This window comes from Pseudomonas sp. ERMR1:02, assembly GCF_002277815.1.
Taxonomy (GTDB): Bacteria; Pseudomonadota; Gammaproteobacteria; order Pseudomonadales; family Pseudomonadaceae; genus Aquipseudomonas.
The window spans coordinates 162,670-181,921 of record NZ_NKJI01000008.1 but is presented as its reverse complement, the minus strand read 5'-3'; the positions used below and the strand labels follow the sequence as shown (position 1 = coordinate 181,921).

Annotated in this window: 18 protein-coding genes and 2 pseudogenes; 13 read left to right on the top strand and 7 right to left on the bottom strand. The window is 59.2% G+C overall.

All coding sequences use genetic code 11. The features are described 5' to 3' along the window. Positions 1-173 precede the first annotated feature (173 nt). Both CES87_RS16790 and CES87_RS16785 read left to right on the top strand, forming a co-directional pair. Complete coding sequence (locus CES87_RS16790) at positions 174-1,322, top strand: pyridoxal phosphate-dependent aminotransferase (RefSeq protein WP_128607010.1); 1,149 nt, start codon at positions 174-176, stop codon at positions 1,320-1,322. Further along, a pseudogene (locus CES87_RS16785) lies at positions 1,310-2,100 on the top strand (amidohydrolase). The gene CES87_RS16790 and the pseudogene CES87_RS16785 overlap by 13 nt, the downstream one beginning before the upstream one ends. A 187-nt stretch (positions 2,101-2,287) precedes the next feature. Here the strand turns inward: CES87_RS16785 and leuA are convergent. After that, positions 2,288-3,967, bottom strand: a complete 1,680-nt coding sequence (gene leuA / locus CES87_RS16780) for a 2-isopropylmalate synthase (RefSeq protein ID WP_128607009.1) — start codon at positions 3,965-3,967, stop codon at positions 2,288-2,290. Between leuA and CES87_RS33200 the strand changes: the two genes are divergently transcribed. Next, positions 3,954-4,409 (top strand): hypothetical protein, encoded by a 456-nt coding sequence (locus CES87_RS33200; protein ID WP_256590951.1) that lies wholly within the window; start codon positions 3,954-3,956, stop codon positions 4,407-4,409. The genes leuA and CES87_RS33200 overlap by 14 nt on opposite strands. Continuing rightward, entirely contained in the window at positions 4,357-4,713 is a 357-nt protein-coding gene (locus CES87_RS16770) for a hypothetical protein (RefSeq protein ID WP_128607008.1), read from the top strand. Before CES87_RS33200 ends, CES87_RS16770 begins: the two co-directional genes overlap by 53 nt. Positions 4,714-4,848: 135 nt before the next feature. Here CES87_RS16770 and CES87_RS16765 read toward each other — a convergent pair whose 3' ends face one another. Both CES87_RS16765 and xseA read right to left on the bottom strand, forming a co-directional pair. Beyond that, a complete protein-coding gene (locus tag CES87_RS16765) occupies positions 4,849-5,670 on the bottom strand; it encodes a M23 family metallopeptidase (protein ID WP_128607007.1) in 822 nt (273 codons plus the stop codon). Between the two features lie 3 nt (positions 5,671-5,673). After that, positions 5,674-7,053: an exodeoxyribonuclease VII large subunit gene (gene xseA, locus CES87_RS16760; protein ID WP_128607006.1), complete on the bottom strand. Its 1,380-nt coding sequence runs from the start codon at positions 7,051-7,053 to the stop codon at positions 5,674-5,676. A 110-nt stretch (positions 7,054-7,163) separates the two neighbouring features. On the opposite strand from xseA, the gene CES87_RS16755 reads away from it, so the two are divergent. Then, positions 7,164-7,940, top strand: a complete 777-nt coding sequence (locus CES87_RS16755) for a sulfite exporter TauE/SafE family protein (protein WP_128607005.1) — start codon at positions 7,164-7,166, stop codon at positions 7,938-7,940. A 111-nt stretch (positions 7,941-8,051) separates the two neighbouring features. On the opposite strand, the gene CES87_RS16750 is transcribed toward CES87_RS16755, so the two are convergent. The 4 genes from CES87_RS16750 to CES87_RS16735 are packed head-to-tail and all read right to left on the bottom strand — an operon-like array spanning position 8,052 to position 10,698. Next, a complete protein-coding gene (locus tag CES87_RS16750; protein ID WP_128607004.1) occupies positions 8,052-8,441 on the bottom strand; it encodes a DNA polymerase III subunit chi in 390 nt (129 codons plus the stop codon). A gap of 8 nt (positions 8,442-8,449) precedes the next feature. Beyond that, positions 8,450-8,878, bottom strand: coding sequence for a DNA polymerase III subunit chi (locus tag CES87_RS16745; RefSeq protein WP_128607003.1), 429 nt, complete (start codon positions 8,876-8,878; stop codon positions 8,450-8,452). Between the two features lie 60 nt (positions 8,879-8,938). Continuing rightward, positions 8,939-10,429, bottom strand: a complete 1,491-nt coding sequence (locus tag CES87_RS16740) for a leucyl aminopeptidase (protein WP_128607002.1) — start codon at positions 10,427-10,429, stop codon at positions 8,939-8,941. Then, positions 10,414-10,698, bottom strand: coding sequence for a hypothetical protein (locus CES87_RS16735; protein ID WP_128607001.1), 285 nt, complete (start codon positions 10,696-10,698; stop codon positions 10,414-10,416). Before CES87_RS16735 ends, CES87_RS16740 begins: the two co-directional genes overlap by 16 nt. Positions 10,699-10,852: 154 nt before the next feature. Here CES87_RS16735 and lptF point away from each other — a divergent pair, with 154 nt between their 5' ends. The 8 genes and pseudogenes from lptF to pdxJ all read left to right on the top strand — a co-directional run bounded on the left by lptF (position 10,853) and on the right by pdxJ (position 19,237). Further along, on the top strand, positions 10,853-11,971 hold the full coding sequence (gene lptF, locus CES87_RS16730) for an LPS export ABC transporter permease LptF (RefSeq protein WP_128607000.1): 1,119 nt from the start codon (positions 10,853-10,855) through the stop codon (positions 11,969-11,971). Further along, positions 11,964-13,025: an LPS export ABC transporter permease LptG gene (lptG, locus tag CES87_RS16725; RefSeq protein WP_128606999.1), complete on the top strand. Its 1,062-nt coding sequence runs from the start codon at positions 11,964-11,966 to the stop codon at positions 13,023-13,025. The genes lptF and lptG overlap by 8 nt, the downstream gene beginning before the upstream one ends. A 172-nt stretch (positions 13,026-13,197) precedes the next feature. Beyond that, positions 13,198-14,997 carry a translation elongation factor 4 gene (lepA, locus tag CES87_RS16720; RefSeq protein ID WP_128606998.1) on the top strand — a complete coding sequence of 600 codons (1,800 nt, stop codon included), beginning with the start codon at positions 13,198-13,200 and terminating at the stop codon, positions 14,995-14,997. Positions 14,998-15,002: 5 nt separating this feature from the next. Next, positions 15,003-15,856 (top strand): annotated as a pseudogene (gene lepB / locus CES87_RS16715) (signal peptidase I). A gap of 184 nt (positions 15,857-16,040) precedes the next feature. Further along, complete coding sequence (rnc, locus tag CES87_RS16710; RefSeq protein WP_018927089.1) at positions 16,041-16,730, top strand: ribonuclease III; 690 nt, start codon at positions 16,041-16,043, stop codon at positions 16,728-16,730. After that, positions 16,723-17,625, top strand: coding sequence for a GTPase Era (era, locus tag CES87_RS16705; protein WP_128606997.1), 903 nt, complete (start codon positions 16,723-16,725; stop codon positions 17,623-17,625). Before rnc ends, era begins: the two co-directional genes overlap by 8 nt. Positions 17,626-17,758: 133 nt before the next feature. Beyond that, the gene (recO, locus tag CES87_RS16700; protein WP_128606996.1) at positions 17,759-18,442 is read left to right on the top strand and encodes a DNA repair protein RecO; all 684 of its coding nucleotides are present in this window, start codon (positions 17,759-17,761) and stop codon (positions 18,440-18,442) included. A gap of 51 nt (positions 18,443-18,493) precedes the next feature. Beyond that, a complete protein-coding gene (gene pdxJ, locus CES87_RS16695; protein ID WP_128606995.1) occupies positions 18,494-19,237 on the top strand; it encodes a pyridoxine 5'-phosphate synthase in 744 nt (247 codons plus the stop codon). The last annotated feature ends 15 nt before the right edge of the window (positions 19,238-19,252 follow it).

Below are 19,252 nucleotides of genomic sequence, written 5' to 3'. Positions count from 1 at the left end.
TGCGGTGTACCTGATACACCGCGGTGTGGCATTCGCGGGCAAGCCTCGCTCCTACTGGGGATCGGGGTTGAAAAAAGGGCGCTTTTGGCGCCCTTTTTTATGGGCGCCGTTTGGGCTATCCTCGGGCTCTCCCGCGCCGCCGTTAGAGCCGGGTGTAGAGCAGGGAACTACCGATGATCACCAGTAAGCTGCCGAATGTCGGCATCACTATCTTCACTCAGATGTCTCAGCTCGCGGCGCAAACCGGCGCGCTCAATCTGTCCCAGGGTTTTCCTGATTTCGATGCCCCGCAGGCCCTGTGCGATGCGGTCGGTCGTCATGTTGCCAATGGCCATAACCAGTATTCGCCGATGACCGGCCTGCCGACCCTGCGTCAGCAGATTGCGGCGAAGATCGCCCGCAGCTATGGCGTCAGCGTCGATGCCGACCACGAGGTGACAGTTACCCCCGGCGCAACCCAGGCGATCTTCTGCGCGATTCAGGCAGTTATCCACAGCGGTGACGAAGTCATCGTGTTTGATCCGGCCTATGACAGTTACGAACCTTCGGTGGAGCTGGCCGGTGGGCGTTGCGTGCATGTACAACTGGGCGCGAATGATTTCAGTATCGACTTCCAGAAGCTCGCCGAAGCGCTGAGCCCGCGCACGCGCATGATCATCCTCAATACTCCGCACAATCCCAGCGGTGCCCTGATCAGTCGTGTCGAACTGGACCAGTTGGCGGCGTTGATCCGCGATCGCGATATCTATGTGATCAGCGACGAAGTCTACGAGCACCTGGTGTTCGACGGTGTGCCCCATGTCAGCGTACTTGCCCATGAAGAGCTGTATCAGCGTGCCTTCGTGGTCAGTTCCTTTGGCAAGACTTACCACGTCACCGGCTGGAAAACCGGCTATGTGGTCGCGCCACCGGCACTGACGGCTGAGCTGCGCAAGGTGCACCAATACGTCAGTTTTTGCGGCGTGACGCCGTTGCAATATGCCTTGGCCGATTACATGGCCGAGCATCCGGAACACGTCGAAGAGCTGCCGGGCTTCTATCAGGCCAAGCGTGATCTGTTCTGCGATCTGCTGGCACCGTCGCGTTTCAGTTTCACCCGGGTGACGGGTACGTATTTCCAGTTGGTTAATTACTCGCAGATTCGTCCGGATCTCAATGACGTCGAGATGGCGTTGTGGATGACCCGCGAACATGGCGTGGCGAGCATTCCGATCTCGGTGTTCTACCAGACGCCGCCCGAAGGCCAGCGCCTGGTGCGACTGTGTTTTGCCAAACGCGAGGAGACCCTGCGTGAAGCAGCGGAAAAACTATGCGTGATCTGAGTGCGTTGCCAAACCTGACCGTTGCACTGATTCAGACTTCCCTTGCCTGGCACGACCGCCAGGCCAACCTGGAGCATTTCGAGACGTTACTGGAGCAGGCGCGCGGGGCTGACCTGGTTATCTTGCCGGAGATGTTCACCACCGGTTTCTCCATGGAGTCCGAGACGCTCGCCGAGGCGGAACACGGCCCTACCAGCAAATGGCTGCGCGCTCAGGCGGCGAAGCTTGATGCGGTGATCACCGGTAGCGTCATTGTCCAGGCCGCCGATGGCAGCCATCGCAATCGGCTGTTGTGGGCACGGCCGGACGGCGAGGTGTGGCATTACGACAAGCGTCATCTGTTCCGCATGGCCGGCGAGCATAACCACTACACCCCGGCGAGCGTCAGGTACAGTTCGAGCTCAAGGGTTGGCGAGTGCGACCTTTGATTTGCTACGACTTGCGTTTCCCGGTGTGGAGTCGCGACGCCCAGGACACGGACCTTCTGCTGTACACCGCCAACTGGCCGGGTGCGCGACGCCAGCACTGGAACCGTTTGCTGCCGGCGCGGGCGATCGAGAACTTGTGCTACGTGGCGGCGGTGAACCGCATTGGCACCGATGGTAAAGGCTTTGCGTATACTGGTGACAGCCAGGTGCTGGATTTCCAGGGCGAGACATTGCTCAGCGCCGGGGACGCGGACGGGGTGTTCAAGGTGGTGCTGGATGCGGCGGAACTGTCAGCGTATCGCACGCGGTTTCCGGCGAATCTGGATGCCGATACTTTCGAATTCACGTGATATCCCTGCTGTCCAACCTGGCCTCTTCGCGGGCAAGCCTCGCTCCTACGATTTTACGTTTTATGTGCGAAAGTTGCGCTCGCCACATGCCCCGTAGGAGCGAGGCTTGCCCGCGAAGAGGGCGAGACAAGGCAAACAAAAAGGCCCCGAGGTTCACACCCCGGGGCCTTTTGCATGCAGCGATGGATTACGCCGCTTTCGCTTCCGGCTGGCTGAGCGAGCGGTTCAGCGCGCTGAACAGGGCCTTGAAGCTGGCGGTGGTGATGTTTTCATCGATGCCGACGCCGTGCACCGCACGTTCACCGTTCACACGCAGTTCAATGTAGGCCGCAGCCTTGGCATTGGTGCCCGCGCCGATGGCGTGTTCGTTGTAGTCCATGATTTCCACCGGGATCGGCAGGCCGGCCACCAGCGCTTCCAGGGCGCCGTTGCCTTTGCCGCGCCAGTGCAGGTTGGTTTCGCCCTGACCTTTGCTGGCGACCTCCACTTCGACGGCGCTGTGACCGTTTTCTTCCTGCAGGCGATGGCTGACCAGCGCGTACGGGGTGTTGGCTTGCAAGTACTCGCTATGCAGCAGCGCGTGAATTTGCTTGGCGGTCATTTCCAGACCCAGACGATCGGTTTCACGCTGCACGACCTGGCTGAATTCGATCTGCATGCGACGCGGCAGGCTGATGCCGTATTCCTGTTCCAGCAGGTAAGCAATACCGCCCTTGCCCGACTGGCTGTTGACGCGAATGACCGCCTCGTAGCTGCGGCCGATGTCGGCCGGGTCGATTGGCAGGTACGGCACTTCCCACAGCGCATCCGGTTTCTGTTGGGCGAAGCCCTTGCGGATCGCATCCTGGTGCGAACCGGAGAACGCAGTGTGCACCAAGTCGCCGACGTATGGATGGCGCGGGTGTACCTGGATCTGGTTGCACTCTTCGACGACTTTTCGTACGCCGTCGATGTCGGAGAAGTCCAGCTCAGGGTGGACGCCCTGGGTGTAGAGATTCAGAGCCACGGTCACCAGATCGACGTTACCGGTGCGTTCGCCGTTGCCGAACAGGCAGCCTTCGACACGGTCGGCGCCGGCCATCAGGCCCAGCTCGGTGGCGGCCACGCCAGTGCCACGGTCGTTGTGGGTGTGCAGGCTGATGATCACGCTGTCACGACGGTTGATGTGACGGCCGAACCATTCGATCTGGTCGGCATAGATGTTCGGGGTTGCGCATTCGACGGTGGCTGGCAAGTTGAGAATCATCTTGTGCTCGGGCGTCGGGTTCCAGACTTCGATCACCGCGTCGCAAACTTCCTTGGCGAACTCAAGCTCGGTGGCGCTGAAGGTTTCCGGCGAGTACTCGAAGGTCCACTGGGTCTCCGGCTGCTGGGCGGCGTATTTGACGAACAGCTTGGCCGCGCTCACGGCGATTTCCTTGATTCCGTCCTTGTCCTGATTGAAGACAATGCGGCGGAAGGAAGGGGAGGTCGCGTTGTACAGGTGAACGATGGCCTTTTTTGCCCCGCGCAGGGATTCGAAGGTGCGCTCGATCAGGTCTTCACGGCCCTGGGTCAACACCTGAATGGTGGTGTCGTCCGGGATGTGGTTGCCTTCGATCAAAGTACGCACGAAGTCGAAGTCGGTTTGCGAAGCGGCCGGGAACGACGCTTCGATTTCTTTCACGCCTACCTGCACCAGGGTTTTCCAGAAGCGCAGCTTTTTGACAGCGTCCATCGGTTCGATCAGCGACTGGTTACCGTCACGCAGGTCGGAGCTGCACCAGATCGGGGCAGCGGTGATGGTTTTCGACGGCCAGGTGCGGTCCGGAATGTCGATGGTCGGGAACGCGCGGTATTTCGAAGACGGGTCTTTGAGCATGCTCATCGGGAAATCCTTATTGTGTGGGCCGAAAAAAGGCGGCCTGCCGGTGGATCAAATGTTCTGGGTAAAGCGTAGGACGAGGCGCCGCGATTCAGCCCGGCAGTCGTGCGCTGACAAGGCACAAGCTGCGATGCTGACGGAGCTGAATGAGGGTGTGAGAGGTTTTCATGCATTCAACCCTAACCTCGAGGGGAAGGATGGCAAGCAGTCGGAAAAAATTGAGAGGAATACTCGTCACCGCCTGTTTATCGAGATTTTATTGCTCTACATAAGATCGATCTTCAGGTTGTTTGCGCAAGGTTTGAGCGATGCGCAATCGGTAGTTTTGGCGCCGGGTCCTCGCAGCGAAGCTATTCTTTCTTTAGGCCTCGACTGGGAAGCAGGAGTAGGCGATGAACGAGTCCGATTGGAAACAGTATTGCGTGTTGCGGCCGGTGGCCCATGAGCGGATGTGCACCCGGATCATGACGGACGTCGAAAAAGTCGTGCTGGACAAGAGCATCGCACCCTACGATCGGATCGATGCCAGCGAAGAATTGCTGAAAGCCGGGCAAAAAGAGCTGTATTGGGCATTTGGCGTCTTCAGGTTTTCACGCCATGAAGCCCGTTCCCACTTGCTTGGGTTGTGCGCGCGGGAGTTGATTACGGCAGAAGAGTTGACGTGGTTCTCCCAGGATACGCAGGAGTGGATCAGGCATTGTCTGGCGGATCGGGAAGTCCATGGAATTGAGGATTTGGAGGCGGAATAGGTGGTGTAAGAGCCGCCGCCTTCGCGGGCAAGCCCGCTCCCACAGTGGACATTGGTGTACACAAAATCTGTGTTCAAAGCGATCACCTGTGGGAGCGGGCTTGCCCGCGAAGAGGCCATCAGCCTCAGCGAAAACCTAAGGCTGAAACGCCCCGATAAAAATCGCCGGATCCACCCGCGCATCATTCAGACTGACGTTCCAGTGCATGTGCGGCCCCGTCGCCCGCCCTGTTGCACCGACTTTGCCAACCACACCCCCGCGAGCCAACTGCTGCCCAACCTTCACATCGATCTTCGACATATGGCAGAACATGCTGATGAAACCCTGGCCGTGGTCGACAAACACCGTGTTGCCATTGAAGAAGTAGTTGCCGATCAGAATCACCTTGCCGGCGGCCGGGGTCTTGATCGGTGTGCCGGCGGGCACGGCGAAATCCAGGCCCGAGTGGGGATTGCGCTCTTCACCGTTGAAGAAACGGCGCACGCCGAACTTGCTCGATAACGGGCCGTTGACCGGTTTGTCCAGCAGCAGGTTGCTTGGCGTGTTCGGGCTGAAAGTGCGGTAGGCGGCGATCTGCTCGGCCAGCTCACGCTCGATGCGCTTGAGATTGTCCTGGTCCGGGTTGACCTGTTGGGTGTTTTTCAAGGTGATGCGCTGTTCCGGGTATTTCTTGTTGCCAACGGTAAAATTCAGGTTGCGACCACCGCTGCTGATGGACTGCGTTCCCGGCTTGACTGTCAGCGGCACGCCGACGATGGCCAGCCAGTTGTTCTGCTCTTTAATGACTAACACCGGTTTGCCCTGATAGCTGGCTTTCGGCGCCTGCGCAGAAGCGCCCAGATCCACGACTGCCACGCCGCCGGGGACCGGTTTGCTCAGCAGGCGCGTGATGTAACTGTCGGCGTGGGCGTTGAAGGTCAGGCACAACAACAGAAGCGAAGCTAAAAAGCGCGGCATGGATCAATCCAGTAAAGAAAGGGTGACGGGCGTCAGGTGATTGTCTTCGACTCGTACTTGCAGTTCGCCTTCACCCAGTTTGGCCTTCAGGCGCTGGCCGGTATGGGTTTGCCCGGCGCTGCGAATCGCGTTGCCGCGCTCATCCAGCAAAATGCTGTAGCCACGGCCGAGGGTCGCCAGGGGGCTGACCACATGCAGCGTCTGCATCTGGCTTTGCAGTTGCAGGCGACGGCTTTTCAATCCCTCGCGGATAGCGCGGGGCAGGCGTTCGGCGAGGCTGTCGAGGCGTTGACGCAGCATTGCCAGTTGCCGGCCGGGATGTTGCCCAGCCAGGCGGGTTTCCAGACGGATCAGTCGTTCGCGACGAGTGTTGAGGCTACGTTCGAATGCGCGGCGCATGCGCATGTCCAGATCATCAAGGCGTTGTGCTTGCTGACGCAGGCGTTCGCCGGGGTGCCGCAGTCGGCGAGAGATGCCTTCCAGGCGCAGCCGATCACGCATCAGGCGATCGCGCATGCGCATCACCAACCGACGGTGCAGGCTTTCGACCCGGCGCACCAGATCGCTGGAGTCCGGCGCCAGCAGTTCGGCGGCGGCAGAGGGCGTGGGGGCGCGAACGTCGGCCACGAAGTCACTGATCGACACATCGGTTTCATGGCCGACGGCGCTGACGATCGGCGTCACGCAGGCGTCTACGGCACGGGCCACGGCTTCTTCGTTGAAGCACCAAAGGTCTTCCAGAGAGCCGCCGCCACGGGCCAGGATCAGCGCATCGAAGCCACGGGCGTCCGCCAGTTTCAGCGCGCGGACAATCTGTGCAGTGGCTTCGCGGCCCTGTACTGCGGTGGGGATCAGCGTCAGCTGCACCTGAGGCGCGCGGCGGCGGAACACACTGATGATGTCGCGGATCACCGCGCCGGTGGGCGAGCTGATGATGCCGATGCGTTGCGGATGCGCCGGCAGCGGCACTTTGCGTTCGGCACTGAAAAGGCCTTCGGCGCTGAGTTTTTCCTTCAGAGCATCAAAGGCCAGGCGCAATGCGCCATCACCGGCCGGCTCCACGGTGTCGAGGATCAGCTGATAATCGCCGCGCCCCTCGAACAGTGAGACTTTGCCCCGCACCTTGACCGCCAGGCCGTCTTTCAGCGCCTGACGCACCCGCGCGGCGTTTTGCCGGAAGAGTGCGCAACGCACTTGGGCGCCGCTGTCCTTAAGGGTGAAATACACATGGCCGGAAGCCGGTCGGGCGAGGTTGGAGATTTCGCCTTCGACCCAGATATTGCTGAACACGTCTTCGAGCAACACCCGCGCGCGGCCGTTGAGCTGGCTGACGGTCAGGACTTCACGGTCCAGGCCGAGTCTTGCAAAGGGATCTTTAATCATGGGGCGCAGTTTAAAGGCATTCGCAAGGGAATCTCTACGGTCAGCATTCGTGTAATTGTGTGAGCCAACGGGGCAAACCGTTGTAAATTCGTGTGCGGTCTTCAAGGAAGATGGGGGAGGTAAGTGTGCTTGAGTTGTTAAACCAATGGACCTTTGGAGCGTTGGACTGGCTGGTGATCGGGGCGAGCATCGCCCTGGCTTACATCGTGTTCGGCATCGCCGGGTTCGGTACCGCGCTGGTGGCTGGGCCGATTCTGATCCTGTTCATGCCATTGTCGAAAATCGTGCCGTTGCTGGTGCTGCTGGATTTCGTCGCGGCGTTCGGCAATCTGTTGCCCTCACGACGGGATGTCGCCAAACCGGAGTTGATTCGGTTGCTACCGTGCATGGCGGTGGGCTGCACGCTGGGCGTTATTTTTCTGCTGAACCTCAAATCCGATCTGTTGCTGCTGTTGATGGGGCTGTTTATCAGCGCCTATGCGATTTACAGCCTGTGGATAAAGACCCGTCCAGCACAATTGTCCGCCGTTTGGGCGGTGCCGATGGGTACAGTCGGGGGGATGTTCGGCGCTTTGTTTGGTAGCGGCGGCTTTTTGTATGCGATCTATCTGAACAGTCGGCTGCCCAAGGACGAAGCGCGGGCGACCCAAAGCGCGCTGATCAGTTGCAGTACGGTGGTGCGTTTGAGTCTGTTCGCCATCGCAGGTGTGTATGCAGAGTTGCCCTTGCTGGTACTGGCGCTGTGCTTGCTGCCGGCCATGGCGCTGGGGCTGTGGATCGGTCGGCGTTTGACCATGCGCTTGTCTCGCGAGGCCTTCGTGCGGCTGGTGACGTGGTTGGTGTTGGCGAGCGGGATTGCGTTGATCGGGCGTTATCTCAGCGCATGAGCTCTTTGTAGGAGCGAGCTTGCTCGCGAAAAACCCAAGAGCACCGCGAGGTGTCTGGTTTTACGCATTATCGTTCGCGTTCTTCGCGAGCAAGCTCGCTCCTACAGAAGATCAATCGTTGTACTGGCTCAACAACCGCTCCAGCCGCGCGCTGAGACGGCGCTTGATTTCGGTTTCGATGTGTGGTGCGAAATCGTCGATCACGTCCTGCATGATCAATTGCGCGGCGGCGCGCAGTTCGCTGTCGAGGTACAGCAGCGCGTCTGCGTTCTTGCTGACGCTCGGCGCCGGTTCGGCGGCGGGCTTGGGAGGTGTCGGCTCGACGGTCGGCGCGGGTTCGCTGACGGTGTCGAACAACATTGGAATCTGTTCCTGGTCACCATCTTCGACCGTGTCGGTCAGCAGTGGTGGTTGCAGGTTGTCATCGCCGAGCAATTGGCGGATCGACTCGAGGTCGTCCAGCAGGAGCGCGGACTTTTGCAGCGGTTTTGGAGTGTCCATCGGAATGCTCAGAGTCGCTGTAAACGGTGATCTTGCAGAGGATAGCCCTGTTCGCGGTAGAAACGGAAACTCTCCCGCGCGGCCTGGCGGATCACCGGATCTTCGACCACCACTTCCGCCACGCGGGCGAAGCGCTGGGCAAAGGCCGGGACCTTGAGGTCGAGGTTGACCAGCAAATCCTGGTGCGGACCGCAATCATCGCCAACACCCAGTACGATCAAACTGTCCGGTTCGCTTTCAGCGGGGCCATGGGGCACGAAGCTCTCGCCCTTGAAAGCCCACAGGCGCGCATCGAGATCATCGCGCTGAGCCGCATCGCTGCAGTGCAGGTAGACACGGTGGCCCATGCGCCAGGCTTTTTCGGTGAGCTTGCAGGCGAAGTCCAGGCGTGCCGAAGGATCGGCGCTGGGCAGGATATAGAAGTCGACTTTGGTCATTGGGGTTCCTGAGCCTTGAGCGGCGCCACCCTGAAGTGACGCCGTCCAGGATCATCGGTTTCAGGCTTTAGCGCGGTCCAGCAGGTATTGGGTCAGCAGCGGAACCGGACGGCCAGTGGCGCCCTTGTCCTTGCCGCCGCTGGTCCAGGCCGTACCGGCGATGTCCAGGTGAGCCCAGTTCAGGTTCTTGGTGAAGCGCGACAGGAAGCAGGCAGCGGTGATGGTGCCGGCTTTTGGGCCACCGATGTTGGCGATGTCGGCGAACGGGCTGTCCAATTGCTCTTGGTATTCATCGAACAGCGGCAGTTGCCAGGCGCGGTCGTCGGCAGCCTTGCCGGCGCTCAGCAGTTGGCCGATCAGTTCATCGTTGTTGCCCAGCAGACCCGAAGTGTGGGAGCCCAGAGCAACGACGCATGCGCCGGTCAGGGTGGCGATGTCGATCACCGCTTGCGGCTTGAAGCGCTCGGAGTAGGTCAGTGCGTCGCACAGCACCAGACGGCCTTCGGCGTCAGTGTTGAGGATTTCCACGGTCTGGCCACTCATGGTGGTGACGATATCGCCAGGGCGCGAAGCGTTGCCGCTCGGCATGTTCTCGGCGCAAGCCAGGATGCACACCAGGTTGATCGGCAGCTTCAGTTCAAGCACGGCACGCAGCGTACCGAATACGCTGGCGGCGCCGCCCATGTCGTACTTCATTTCGTCCATGCCGGCACCCGGCTTGAGGCTGATGCCGCCGGTGTCAAAGGTGATGCCCTTACCGACCAGTGCGTATGGCTTCTCGGATTTCTTGCCGCCGTTGTATTGCATGACGATCAAGCGCGGCGGCTGGGCGCTGCCCTGGCCGACGGCGTAGAACGAGCCCATGCCCAGGGCCTTGATCTTCTTCTCGTCGAGGACTTCGACTTTCAGGTCCTTGAACTCTTTGCCAAGATCTTTCGCCTGCTCACCGAGGAAGGTCGGATGGCAGATGTTCGGCGGAAGGTTGCCCAGGTTGCGGGTGAAGGCCATGCCGTTGGCGATGGCGGTGGCGTGGGTCACGGCGCGTTGCACTTCGGCTTGAGCGGCCTTGATGGTCAGCAGGGTGATTTTCTTCAGGGCGCGTGGTTCGGCTTTCTGGCTCTTGAACTGATCGAACTGGTATTCGCCGTCCACCAGGGTTTCGGCCAGCAAGCGGGTCTTGCCGTAACTGTCGCGGCCTTTGACCACGATTTCGTCCAGAGCCAGAACCGCATCGCTGCCGCCCAGGCCTTTCAGGGTGTTGAGTACGCCGGCGATGATTTTACGGAACGGACGGTCGCCCAGTTCTTCATCCTTGCCCACGCCTACCAACAGTACGCGTTCGGCTTTCAGGTTTGGCAAGGTGTGAAGCAGCAGGCTCTGACCGACTTTGCCGGACAGGTCGCCGCGCTTGAGAACGACACTGATTGCACCGCCGCTGAGTTCGTCGAGTTGTTTGGCTGCAGCACCGAGCTTGCGGCCTTCGGCGACGGCGACTACCAGCGTGGCGGTCTTCAACGTTTCCGGGTTAACGCTTTTTACAACCAGTTCCATGTCAGGGTCCCTGAATTGATGGTCAGCTCGCAAGCGCTCGACAGCGTGTGTGCCTCGCTTGCCTGCATGTAATAAATAGAAAGCAATAGAAAGGCGCCGGTCGCGACCGGCGACAAAGGCCGCAGTTTGAACCTCGCTACCGGCGCCTGACAACCCTCGGTTGTACGATTGTAGGAACAGCCGGTCGACGCTCGATCGCTCGCGAAGAACCTGAGATCACCGCGGGTTTTCAGGCTTTTCGCGTTATCGTTGACGATCATCGCGAGCAAGCTCGCTCCTACAGTCCCCAATGCATTGCGCAGTGACAGGCGCACTCAATCACAGGATAATGCGCCATCTTTTTTTCGGCAGCTCTGCCTTGCGGGCTGTCCGATGTGTTTGCTTGTTTGGCCGCCTTAGCCTGACAACCCTGGAGTGTCTGGTTTGATCGTCTTCCGTTATCTATCCCGCGAAGTCCTGTTGACCTTGAGCGCCGTCAGCGGCGTGCTGCTGGTCATCATCATGAGCGGACGCTTCATCAAATACCTCGCACAAGCGGCCTCGGGTCAACTGGATCCGGGCTCGCTGTTCCTGATCATGGGCTTTCGCCTGCCGGGCTTCCTGCAACTGATCCTGCCACTGGGACTGTTTCTCGGGATCCTGTTGTCCTATGGTCGCCTGTACCTTGAAAGCGAAATGACCGTGCTCTCGGCCACCGGCATGAGCCAACAGCGCCTGTTTTGCATGACCCTGTTCCCGGCCACGCTGGTGGCGCTGGTTGTCGCATGGTTGAGCCTGAGCCTGGCGCCACAAGGTGCCAATCAATTCCAGCTGTTGCTGAACAAGCAGGATGCCCTGACCGAGTTTGACACCCTGGAGCCTGGCCGTTTCCAGGCCCTGCGTGACGGTACCCGGGTGACTTATACCGAGCAGTTGTCGGATGACCGCATCAATCTGGGTGGCGTATTTATTTCGCAAAAAAACGTCAGTACCGACAATAAGGACCGCGGGATCTCTGTGCTGGTGGCAGAAAAGGGTCGTCAGGAAATTCGCCCTGACGGCAACCGCTACCTGATTCTCGACAACGGCTACCGTTATGACGGTAACCCGGGGCAAGCCGATTATCGGGCGATCAAGTACGAAGAGTACGGTGTATTGCTGGCAAAACCGGACGTCAGCGACGAAGTCACCGACCGCGATGCGATGACAACCCGCTCCTTGATCGGCAGTGAAGACATTCGTCTGCGTGCCGAACTGCAGTGGCGTATATCGCTGCCGTTGCTGGTGTTTGTCGTGACCTTGATGGCGGTGCCGCTGGCGCGCGTTAACCCACGTCAGGGCCGTTTCCTCAAATTACTGCCGGCGATTCTTCTTTATATGGCTTACCTGTCCATCCTGATTGCTGCTCGTGGAGCCCTCGATAAAGGCAAGATCCCGGCGGTGATGGGCTTGTGGTGGGTGCACGGGATATTCCTGGCCATTGGTCTGGGCCTGCTTTACTGGGAACCTTTGCGTTTGAAGTGGGCGAGTCGCCGAAGCGCGCTGGAGGTGACCCATGGTTAAGCTGGATCGCTACATTGGTAGCAGCGTACTCATAGCGATTCTGGCAGTCCTGGGGATCATTCTCGGTCTGGCGACACTGTTCGCATTCATCGACGAAATGGGCGAAGTCAGCGATACCTATACCCTGCTCGATGTCTTGAGCTATGTGACGCTGACCGCGCCGCGCCGTCTCTACGACATGTTGCCGATGGCTGCGCTGATCGGTTGCCTGATCGGTCTGGGCACGCTGGCCAGTAACAGTGAGTTGACCATCATGCGCGCCGCCGGCGTGTCGATCGGTCGAATCGTCTGGGCGGTCATGAAACCGATGCTGGTGTTGATGATTGCCGGCGTACTGATCGGCGAGTACGTTGCCCCGCCTACCGAAAACATTGCTCAGGCCAATCGCTCGCTGGCCCAGGGCAGCGGCGATGCGCAAAGCGCCAAGCATGGCTTGTGGCACCGTCAGGGTGATGAGTTCATCCACATCAACTCAGTACAGCCAAACGGTATTTTGTACGGTGTGACCCGTTATCGCTTCGACAACGAGCGGCATATGCTCTCGGCGAGTTTTGCCAAGCGTGCGGACTTCGCCGAGGACCATTGGCAGTTGACGGACGTCACCACGACGTTGTTCCACGACAAGAGCACTGAAGTGGTTTCTGCCCCGGTCGACCGCTGGGAAGTGGCGTTGAGCCCACAATTGCTGAGCACCGTTGTGCTGGCGCCGGAGTCGCTGTCGGTCAGAGGCCTGTGGGGTTACATCCACTACCTGGCAGATCAGGGGCTGAACAATGGCCGGTACTGGCTGGCATTTTGGGTCAAGGTGTTGCAGCCAGTGGTGACTGCAGCCCTGGTGCTGATGGCCATTTCCTTCATCTTCGGTCCGTTGCGTTCGGTGACCCTCGGTCAGCGGGTATTTACCGGCGTGCTGGTGGGCTTCACTTTCCGCATTGTTCAGGACCTGCTGGGGCCTTCGAGCCTGGTATTTGGCTTTTCTCCATTATTTTCGGTGCTGGTGCCAACTGGTATTTGTGCCTTGGCTGGGCTCTGGTTGCTGCGTCGAGCAGGTTGATGACGGGTTTTTCCCGACCTTGCTCGTGATGAAAAAACGCCCCTGTCGCAAGACGGGGGCTTTTTTGTACGCGCCGTCTGACCTGCGAACGTGACGCTAGCGCCGTGGATCAGGTACAATTCCCGGCTATTTTTCGGCGGGCTATGCCTGCAGCCTTTTTGAGTGTTGATCCGTGAGTGATTTGAGTCATATCCGCAATTTCTCCATCATCGCCCACATTGACCATGGCAAGTCGACGCTGGCCGACCGCTTCATCCAGATGTGCGGTGGCCTGGCCGAGCGTGAAATGGAAGCCCAGGTACTGGATTCCATGGACCTTGAGCGTGAGCGCGGGATCACCATCAAAGCTCACAGCGTCACTCTGTATTACAAAGCCAAAGATGGTATCAACTACCAGCTGAACTTCATTGACACCCCCGGCCACGTTGACTTCACCTACGAAGTCAGCCGCTCGCTGGCGGCCTGTGAAGGTGCGCTGCTGGTGGTCGATGCCGGTCAGGGCGTGGAAGCGCAGTCGGTTGCCAACTGCTACACGGCGATCGAGCAGGGCCTGGAAGTGATGCCGGTGCTGAACAAGATCGACCTGCCACAGGCCGACCCGGACCGCGTCAAAGAAGAAATCGAAAAAATCATCGGCATCGATGCCACCGACGCGGTCACTTGCAGCGCCAAGACCGGTCTGGGCGTCGATGAAGTGCTGGAACGCCTGGTCGCCACCATTCCGGCGCCAACCGGCAACATCGAAGATCCGCTGCAAGCGTTGATCATCGACTCCTGGTTCGACAACTACCTGGGCGTTGTCTCCCTGGTGCGCGTGCGCCATGGTCGCGTGAAGAAGGGCGACAAGATTCTGGTCAAGTCCACCGGCAAGATCCACCTGGTGGACAGCGTCGGTGTCTTCAATCCGAAACACACCGCCACCGTTGACCTGAAGGCCGGCGAAGTAGGCTTCATCATCGCCGGTATCAAGGACATTCACGGTGCGCCTGTGGGCGATACCCTGACCTTGAGCACGACGCCGGACGTCGATGTGCTGCCAGGATTCAAGCGCATTCAGCCGCAGGTATACGCCGGTCTGTTCCCGGTCAGCTCCGACGACTTCGAAGATTTCCGTGAAGCGCTGCAAAAGCTCACCCTCAACGACTCGTCCCTGCAGTACACCCCGGAAAGCTCCGACGCACTGGGCTTCGGCTTCCGTTGCGGGTTCCTCGGCATGCTGCACATGGAAATCATCCAGGAGCGCCTGGAGCGCGAGTACGACCTGGACCTGATCACCACCGCGCCGACGGTAATCTTCGAACTGCTGCTCAAGACCGGTGAAACGATCTACGTCGATAACCCGTCGAAACTGCCGGACCTGTCGTCGATCGAAGATATGCGCGAACCGATCGTGCGGGCCAATATCCTTGTGCCGCAAGAGCACCTGGGCAACGTCATCACCCTGTGCATCGAGAAGCGTGGCATTCAGCACGACATGCTGTTCCTCGGTAGCCAGGTCCAGGTGACCTATGATTTGCCAATGAACGAAGTGGTTCTGGACTTCTTCGATCGTCTCAAATCCACCAGCCGCGGCTATGCTTCGCTGGATTACCATTTCGATCGTTACCAATCGGCTAATCTGGTGAAACTGGATGTGCTGATCAACGGCGACAAAGTCGATGCCCTGGCGCTGATCGTGCACAAGGACAACGCGCACTACAAAGGTCGCCAGTTGACCGAGAAGATGAAAGAACTGATTCCGCGGCAGATGTTCGACGTGGCAATCCAGGCCGCCATTGGCGGTCAGATTGTGGCGCGTACAACCGTCAAGGCACTCAGAAAGAACGTATTGGCCAAATGCTACGGCGGTGACGTCAGCCGTAAGAAAAAGCTGCTGGAAAAGCAAAAGGCCGGTAAAAAACGCATGAAGCAGGTCGGTAACGTGGAAATTCCACAAGAAGCCTTCCTTGCCGTGCTCAGGTTGGATAGTTAGGTCCTATGTCACTAAATTTCCCGCTGTTGCTGGTCATCGCCGTGTTCGTCTGCGGCCTGTTGGCGTTGCTCGATCTGCTGATCCTGGCGCCGCGTCGTCGGGCGGCCATCACCTCCTATCAGGGCAGCGTCAGCCAGCCTGATGTGGTGGTGGTCGAGAAACTGAACAAAGAGCCGCTGCTGGTCGAGTACGGCAAATCGTTCTTCCCGGTGTTGTTCATTGTGCTGGTGCTGCGTTCGTTCCTGGTGGAACCGTTCCAGATTCCGTCCGGCTCGATGAAACCGACCCTGGACGTCGGCGACTTCATTCTGGTGAGCAAATTTCCTACGGGATCCGCTTGCCGGTGATCGACAAGAAAATCATCGAAGTCGGTGAGCCACAACGCGGCGATGTGATGGTGTTCCGCTATCCGAGCGACCCGAACGTCAACTACATCAAGCGTGTCGTAGGCTTGCCGGGTGACACGGTGCGTTACACCGCCGACAAACATTTGTTCGTCAATGGCGAGTCGATTGCTGAACAGTTGGTTGGCTCGGAGCCGGGCACGTTGGGCAGCGCTGAGCTCTATAAGGAAAAACTCGGTGTCGCCGAGCACCTGATCCGCAAGGAAATGAGCCGCTACCGTGCAACGCCGGACCATACGTGGACAGTGCCAGCAGGGCACTACTTCATGATGGGCGACAACCGCGACAATTCGAACGACAGTCGCTACTGGGATGATCCGAGCATTCCCAAGGATCTGCTGGGCATGGTTCCCGACAAGAATATCGTCGGCAAGGCCTTTGCAGTCTGGATGAGCTGGCCGGAACCCAAACTCAGTCACCTGCCGAATTTCTCGCGGGTTGGCCTGATCAAGTAATCAAACACGGCGCTGTTGAACACAGCGCCGAATGCATTTCTGGAGCCGACACAATCGGGTCCGGGAGCATGAAGCCAATGATATTCAGGACGTTATTTTTGAACACAGCGTTAATTGTCCCTAGCCTGCGCCGACTCACGGCGATGGCGGTGGAATCCAACCACGAACTCAGCGTGGGTAAACCGTGAGCGTCTCCTTAAGCCGTCTCGAGCGTCAGCTCGGCTACACCTTCAAGGATCAGGAACTGATGGTCCTGGCCCTGACTCACCGCAGTTTTGCCGGGCGTAACAACGAACGCCTGGAATTCCTCGGTGATGCCATCCTCAACTTCGTCGCCGGTGAGGCGCTGTTCGATCGCTTCCCGTTGGCCCGCGAAGGCCAGTTGTCGCGTTTGCGCGCGCGCCTGGTGAAAGGTGAGACTCTGGCCGTGCTGGCCCGTGGTTTCGATCTGGGCGAATATCTGCGTCTGGGTTCGGGCGAGTTGAAAAGCGGCGGTTTTCGTCGCGAGTCGATTCTGGCCGATGCCCTGGAAGCGCTGATCGGTGCGATCTACCTGGACGCCGGTATGGAAGTGGCGCGCGAACGCGTACTGGCCTGGCTGGCCGGTGAGTTCGAAGGCCTGACGCTGGTCGACACCAACAAAGATCCGAAAACCCGCCTGCAGGAATTCCTGCAGTCCCGTGGTTGTGAGCTGCCGCGTTACGAAGTGGTGGATATCCAGGGTGAACCGCATTGCCGAACGTTCTTCGTCGAATGCGAAATCATCTTACTGAATGAAAAAAGCCGAGGTCAGGGTGTGAGTCGTCGTATTGCCGAACAGGTAGCGGCCGCCGCAGCACTGATTGCCCTGGGTGTGGAGAATGGCAATGACTGATTCAAACGCAACTCGCTGTGGCTATGTTGCCATCGTCGGCCGTCCCAACGTGGGCAAGTCTACGTTGCTCAACCACATCCTGGGACAGAAGCTGGCGATTACCTCGCGTAAACCTCAAACCACCCGTCACAACATGCTCGGGATCAAGACCGAAGGCGACGTGCAGGCAATCTACGTCGACACTCCCGGCATGCATAAAGGTGGCGAGAAGGCCCTGAACCGCTATATGAACAAGACCGCTTCGGCGGCGTTGAAAGACGTCGACGTGGTGATCTTCGTGGTTGACCGCACCAAGTGGACCGAAGAGGACCAGATGGTCCTCGAGCGCGTGCAATACGTGACCGGCCCGCTGATCGTCGCGCTGAACAAGACCGACCGCATCGAGGACAAGGCCGAGCTGATGCCGCACCTGTCCTGGTTGCAGGAACAGCTGCCGAACGCGCAGATCATTCCGATTTCGGCTCAGCACGGGCACAACCTCGATGCGCTGGAGCGGGTGATTGCCGAGCACTTGCCGGAAAACGATCACTTCTTCCCGGAAGACCAGATCACCGACCGCAGCAGCCGCTTCCTTGCCGCTGAACTGGTGCGTGAAAAAATCATGCGTCAGATGGGTGCCGAGCTGCCGTACCAGATCACAGTCGAAATCGAAGAGTTCAAGCAGCAGGGGAAAACCCTGCACATTCATGCGTTGATCCTCGTCGAACGTGACGGCCAGAAGAAAATCATCATTGGCGACAAGGGCGAGCGCATCAAGCGTATCGGCACCGAGGCGCGCAAGGACATGGAGTTGCTGTTCGACTCCAAGATCATGCTTAACCTTTGGGTCAAGGTTAAGGGCGGCTGGTCCGATGACGAGCGCGCTCTGCGTTCGCTGGGTTACGGCGACCTGTAATACACCGCAAGATCCCCTGTAGGAGCGAGCTTGCTCGCGATGGATTTGAGAGCGCCGCGTTCATTCAGATGGCCAGCGTTATCGTTATCCACCATCGCGAGCAGGCTCGCTCCTACAGTTCATTGAGAACTCCATGTCCCAGCCCATCGGCCAGCCCGCCTACGTCCTCCACTCCCGCGCCTACCGCGAAAGCAGCGCTCTGGTGGACTTCCTCACGCCGCAAGGTCGGCTGCGGGCGGTGTTGCGCAGTGCGCGGGGCAAGGCCGGGACGCTGGCGCGGCCGTTCGTGCCGCTTGAAGTCGAGTTTCGCGGGCGGGGCGAGCTGAAGAATGTCGGGCGCATGGAAAGCGCCGGAGTTTCCACCTGGCTCATCGGCGAGGCGCTGTTCAGTGGCCTCTATCTTAATGAGCTGTTGATCCGCCTGCTGCCTGCCGAAGATCCCCTTCCCGGCGTATTCGATCATTACGCCGCAACCTTGCTAGCCTTGGCCGAAGGTCGACCGCTGGAGCCGTTGTTGCGTTCGTTCGAGTGGCGATTGCTCGACGACCTCGGTTACGGCTTTACCCTCAACGCTGACATTCATGGCGAGCCCATCGCCCCGGACGGTCTCTATCGTTTGCAAGTGGATGCCGGGCTGGAACGGGTCTATCTGTTGCAGCCGGGGCTATTCAATGGCACCGAGCTGCTGGCCATGGCCGATGCCGATTGGTCCGCACCTGGTGCATTGTCTGCGGCCAAGCGGCTTATGCGTCAGGCGCTGGCTGTTCATCTGGGCGGTCGTCCGCTGGTTTCCAGAGAGTTGTTTCGAAAGCCGTAAATTCCTTGTGTATGCTGTGCACCGAACTTTCTCTTCTTCTGGAGCGCTTCCGTGACCACCAGCACCCGCATTCTTCTTGGCGTGAACATCGACCATGTTGCCACCCTGCGTCAGGCACGGGGTACTCGCTACCCGGACCCGGTCAAGGCAGCACTGGATGCCGAAGAGGCGGGCGCTGACGGCATCACTGTGCACCTGCGTGAAGATCGTCGGCATATCCAGGAGCGCGACGTACTGCTGCTCAAGGATGTGTTGCAAACCCGCATGAACTTCGAAATGGGTGTTACCGAAGAAATGATGGCATTCGCCGAGCGTATCCGCCCGGCGCACATTTGCCTGGTGCCGGAAACCCGTCAGGAACTGACGACCGAGGGCGGTCTGGACGTGGCAGGGCAGGAAGCTCGGATCAAGGCCGCTGTGGAACGCCTGTCGAAGATTGGCTCTGAAGTGTCGCTGTTCATCGATGCCGACGAGCGACAGATCGAAGCCTCTCGCCGTGTGGGTGCGCCAGCCATTGAGCTGCACACCGGCCGTTATGCCGATGCCGAGACGCCGACCGAAGTGGCTGAAGAGCTCAAGCGTGTAGCGGACGGTGTGGCGTTTGGTCTGGCCCAGGGCTTGATCGTCAATGCCGGCCATGGTTTGCACTATCACAACGTTGAAGCTGTGGCGGCGATAAAGGGCATCAACGAACTGAATATCGGCCATGCGCTGGTGGCCCATGCGTTGTTTGTTGGCTTCAAGTCAGCGGTATCGGAAATGAAGGCACTGATCCTGGCAGCGGCAAAAGCTTAAGCACGCTACGAATGA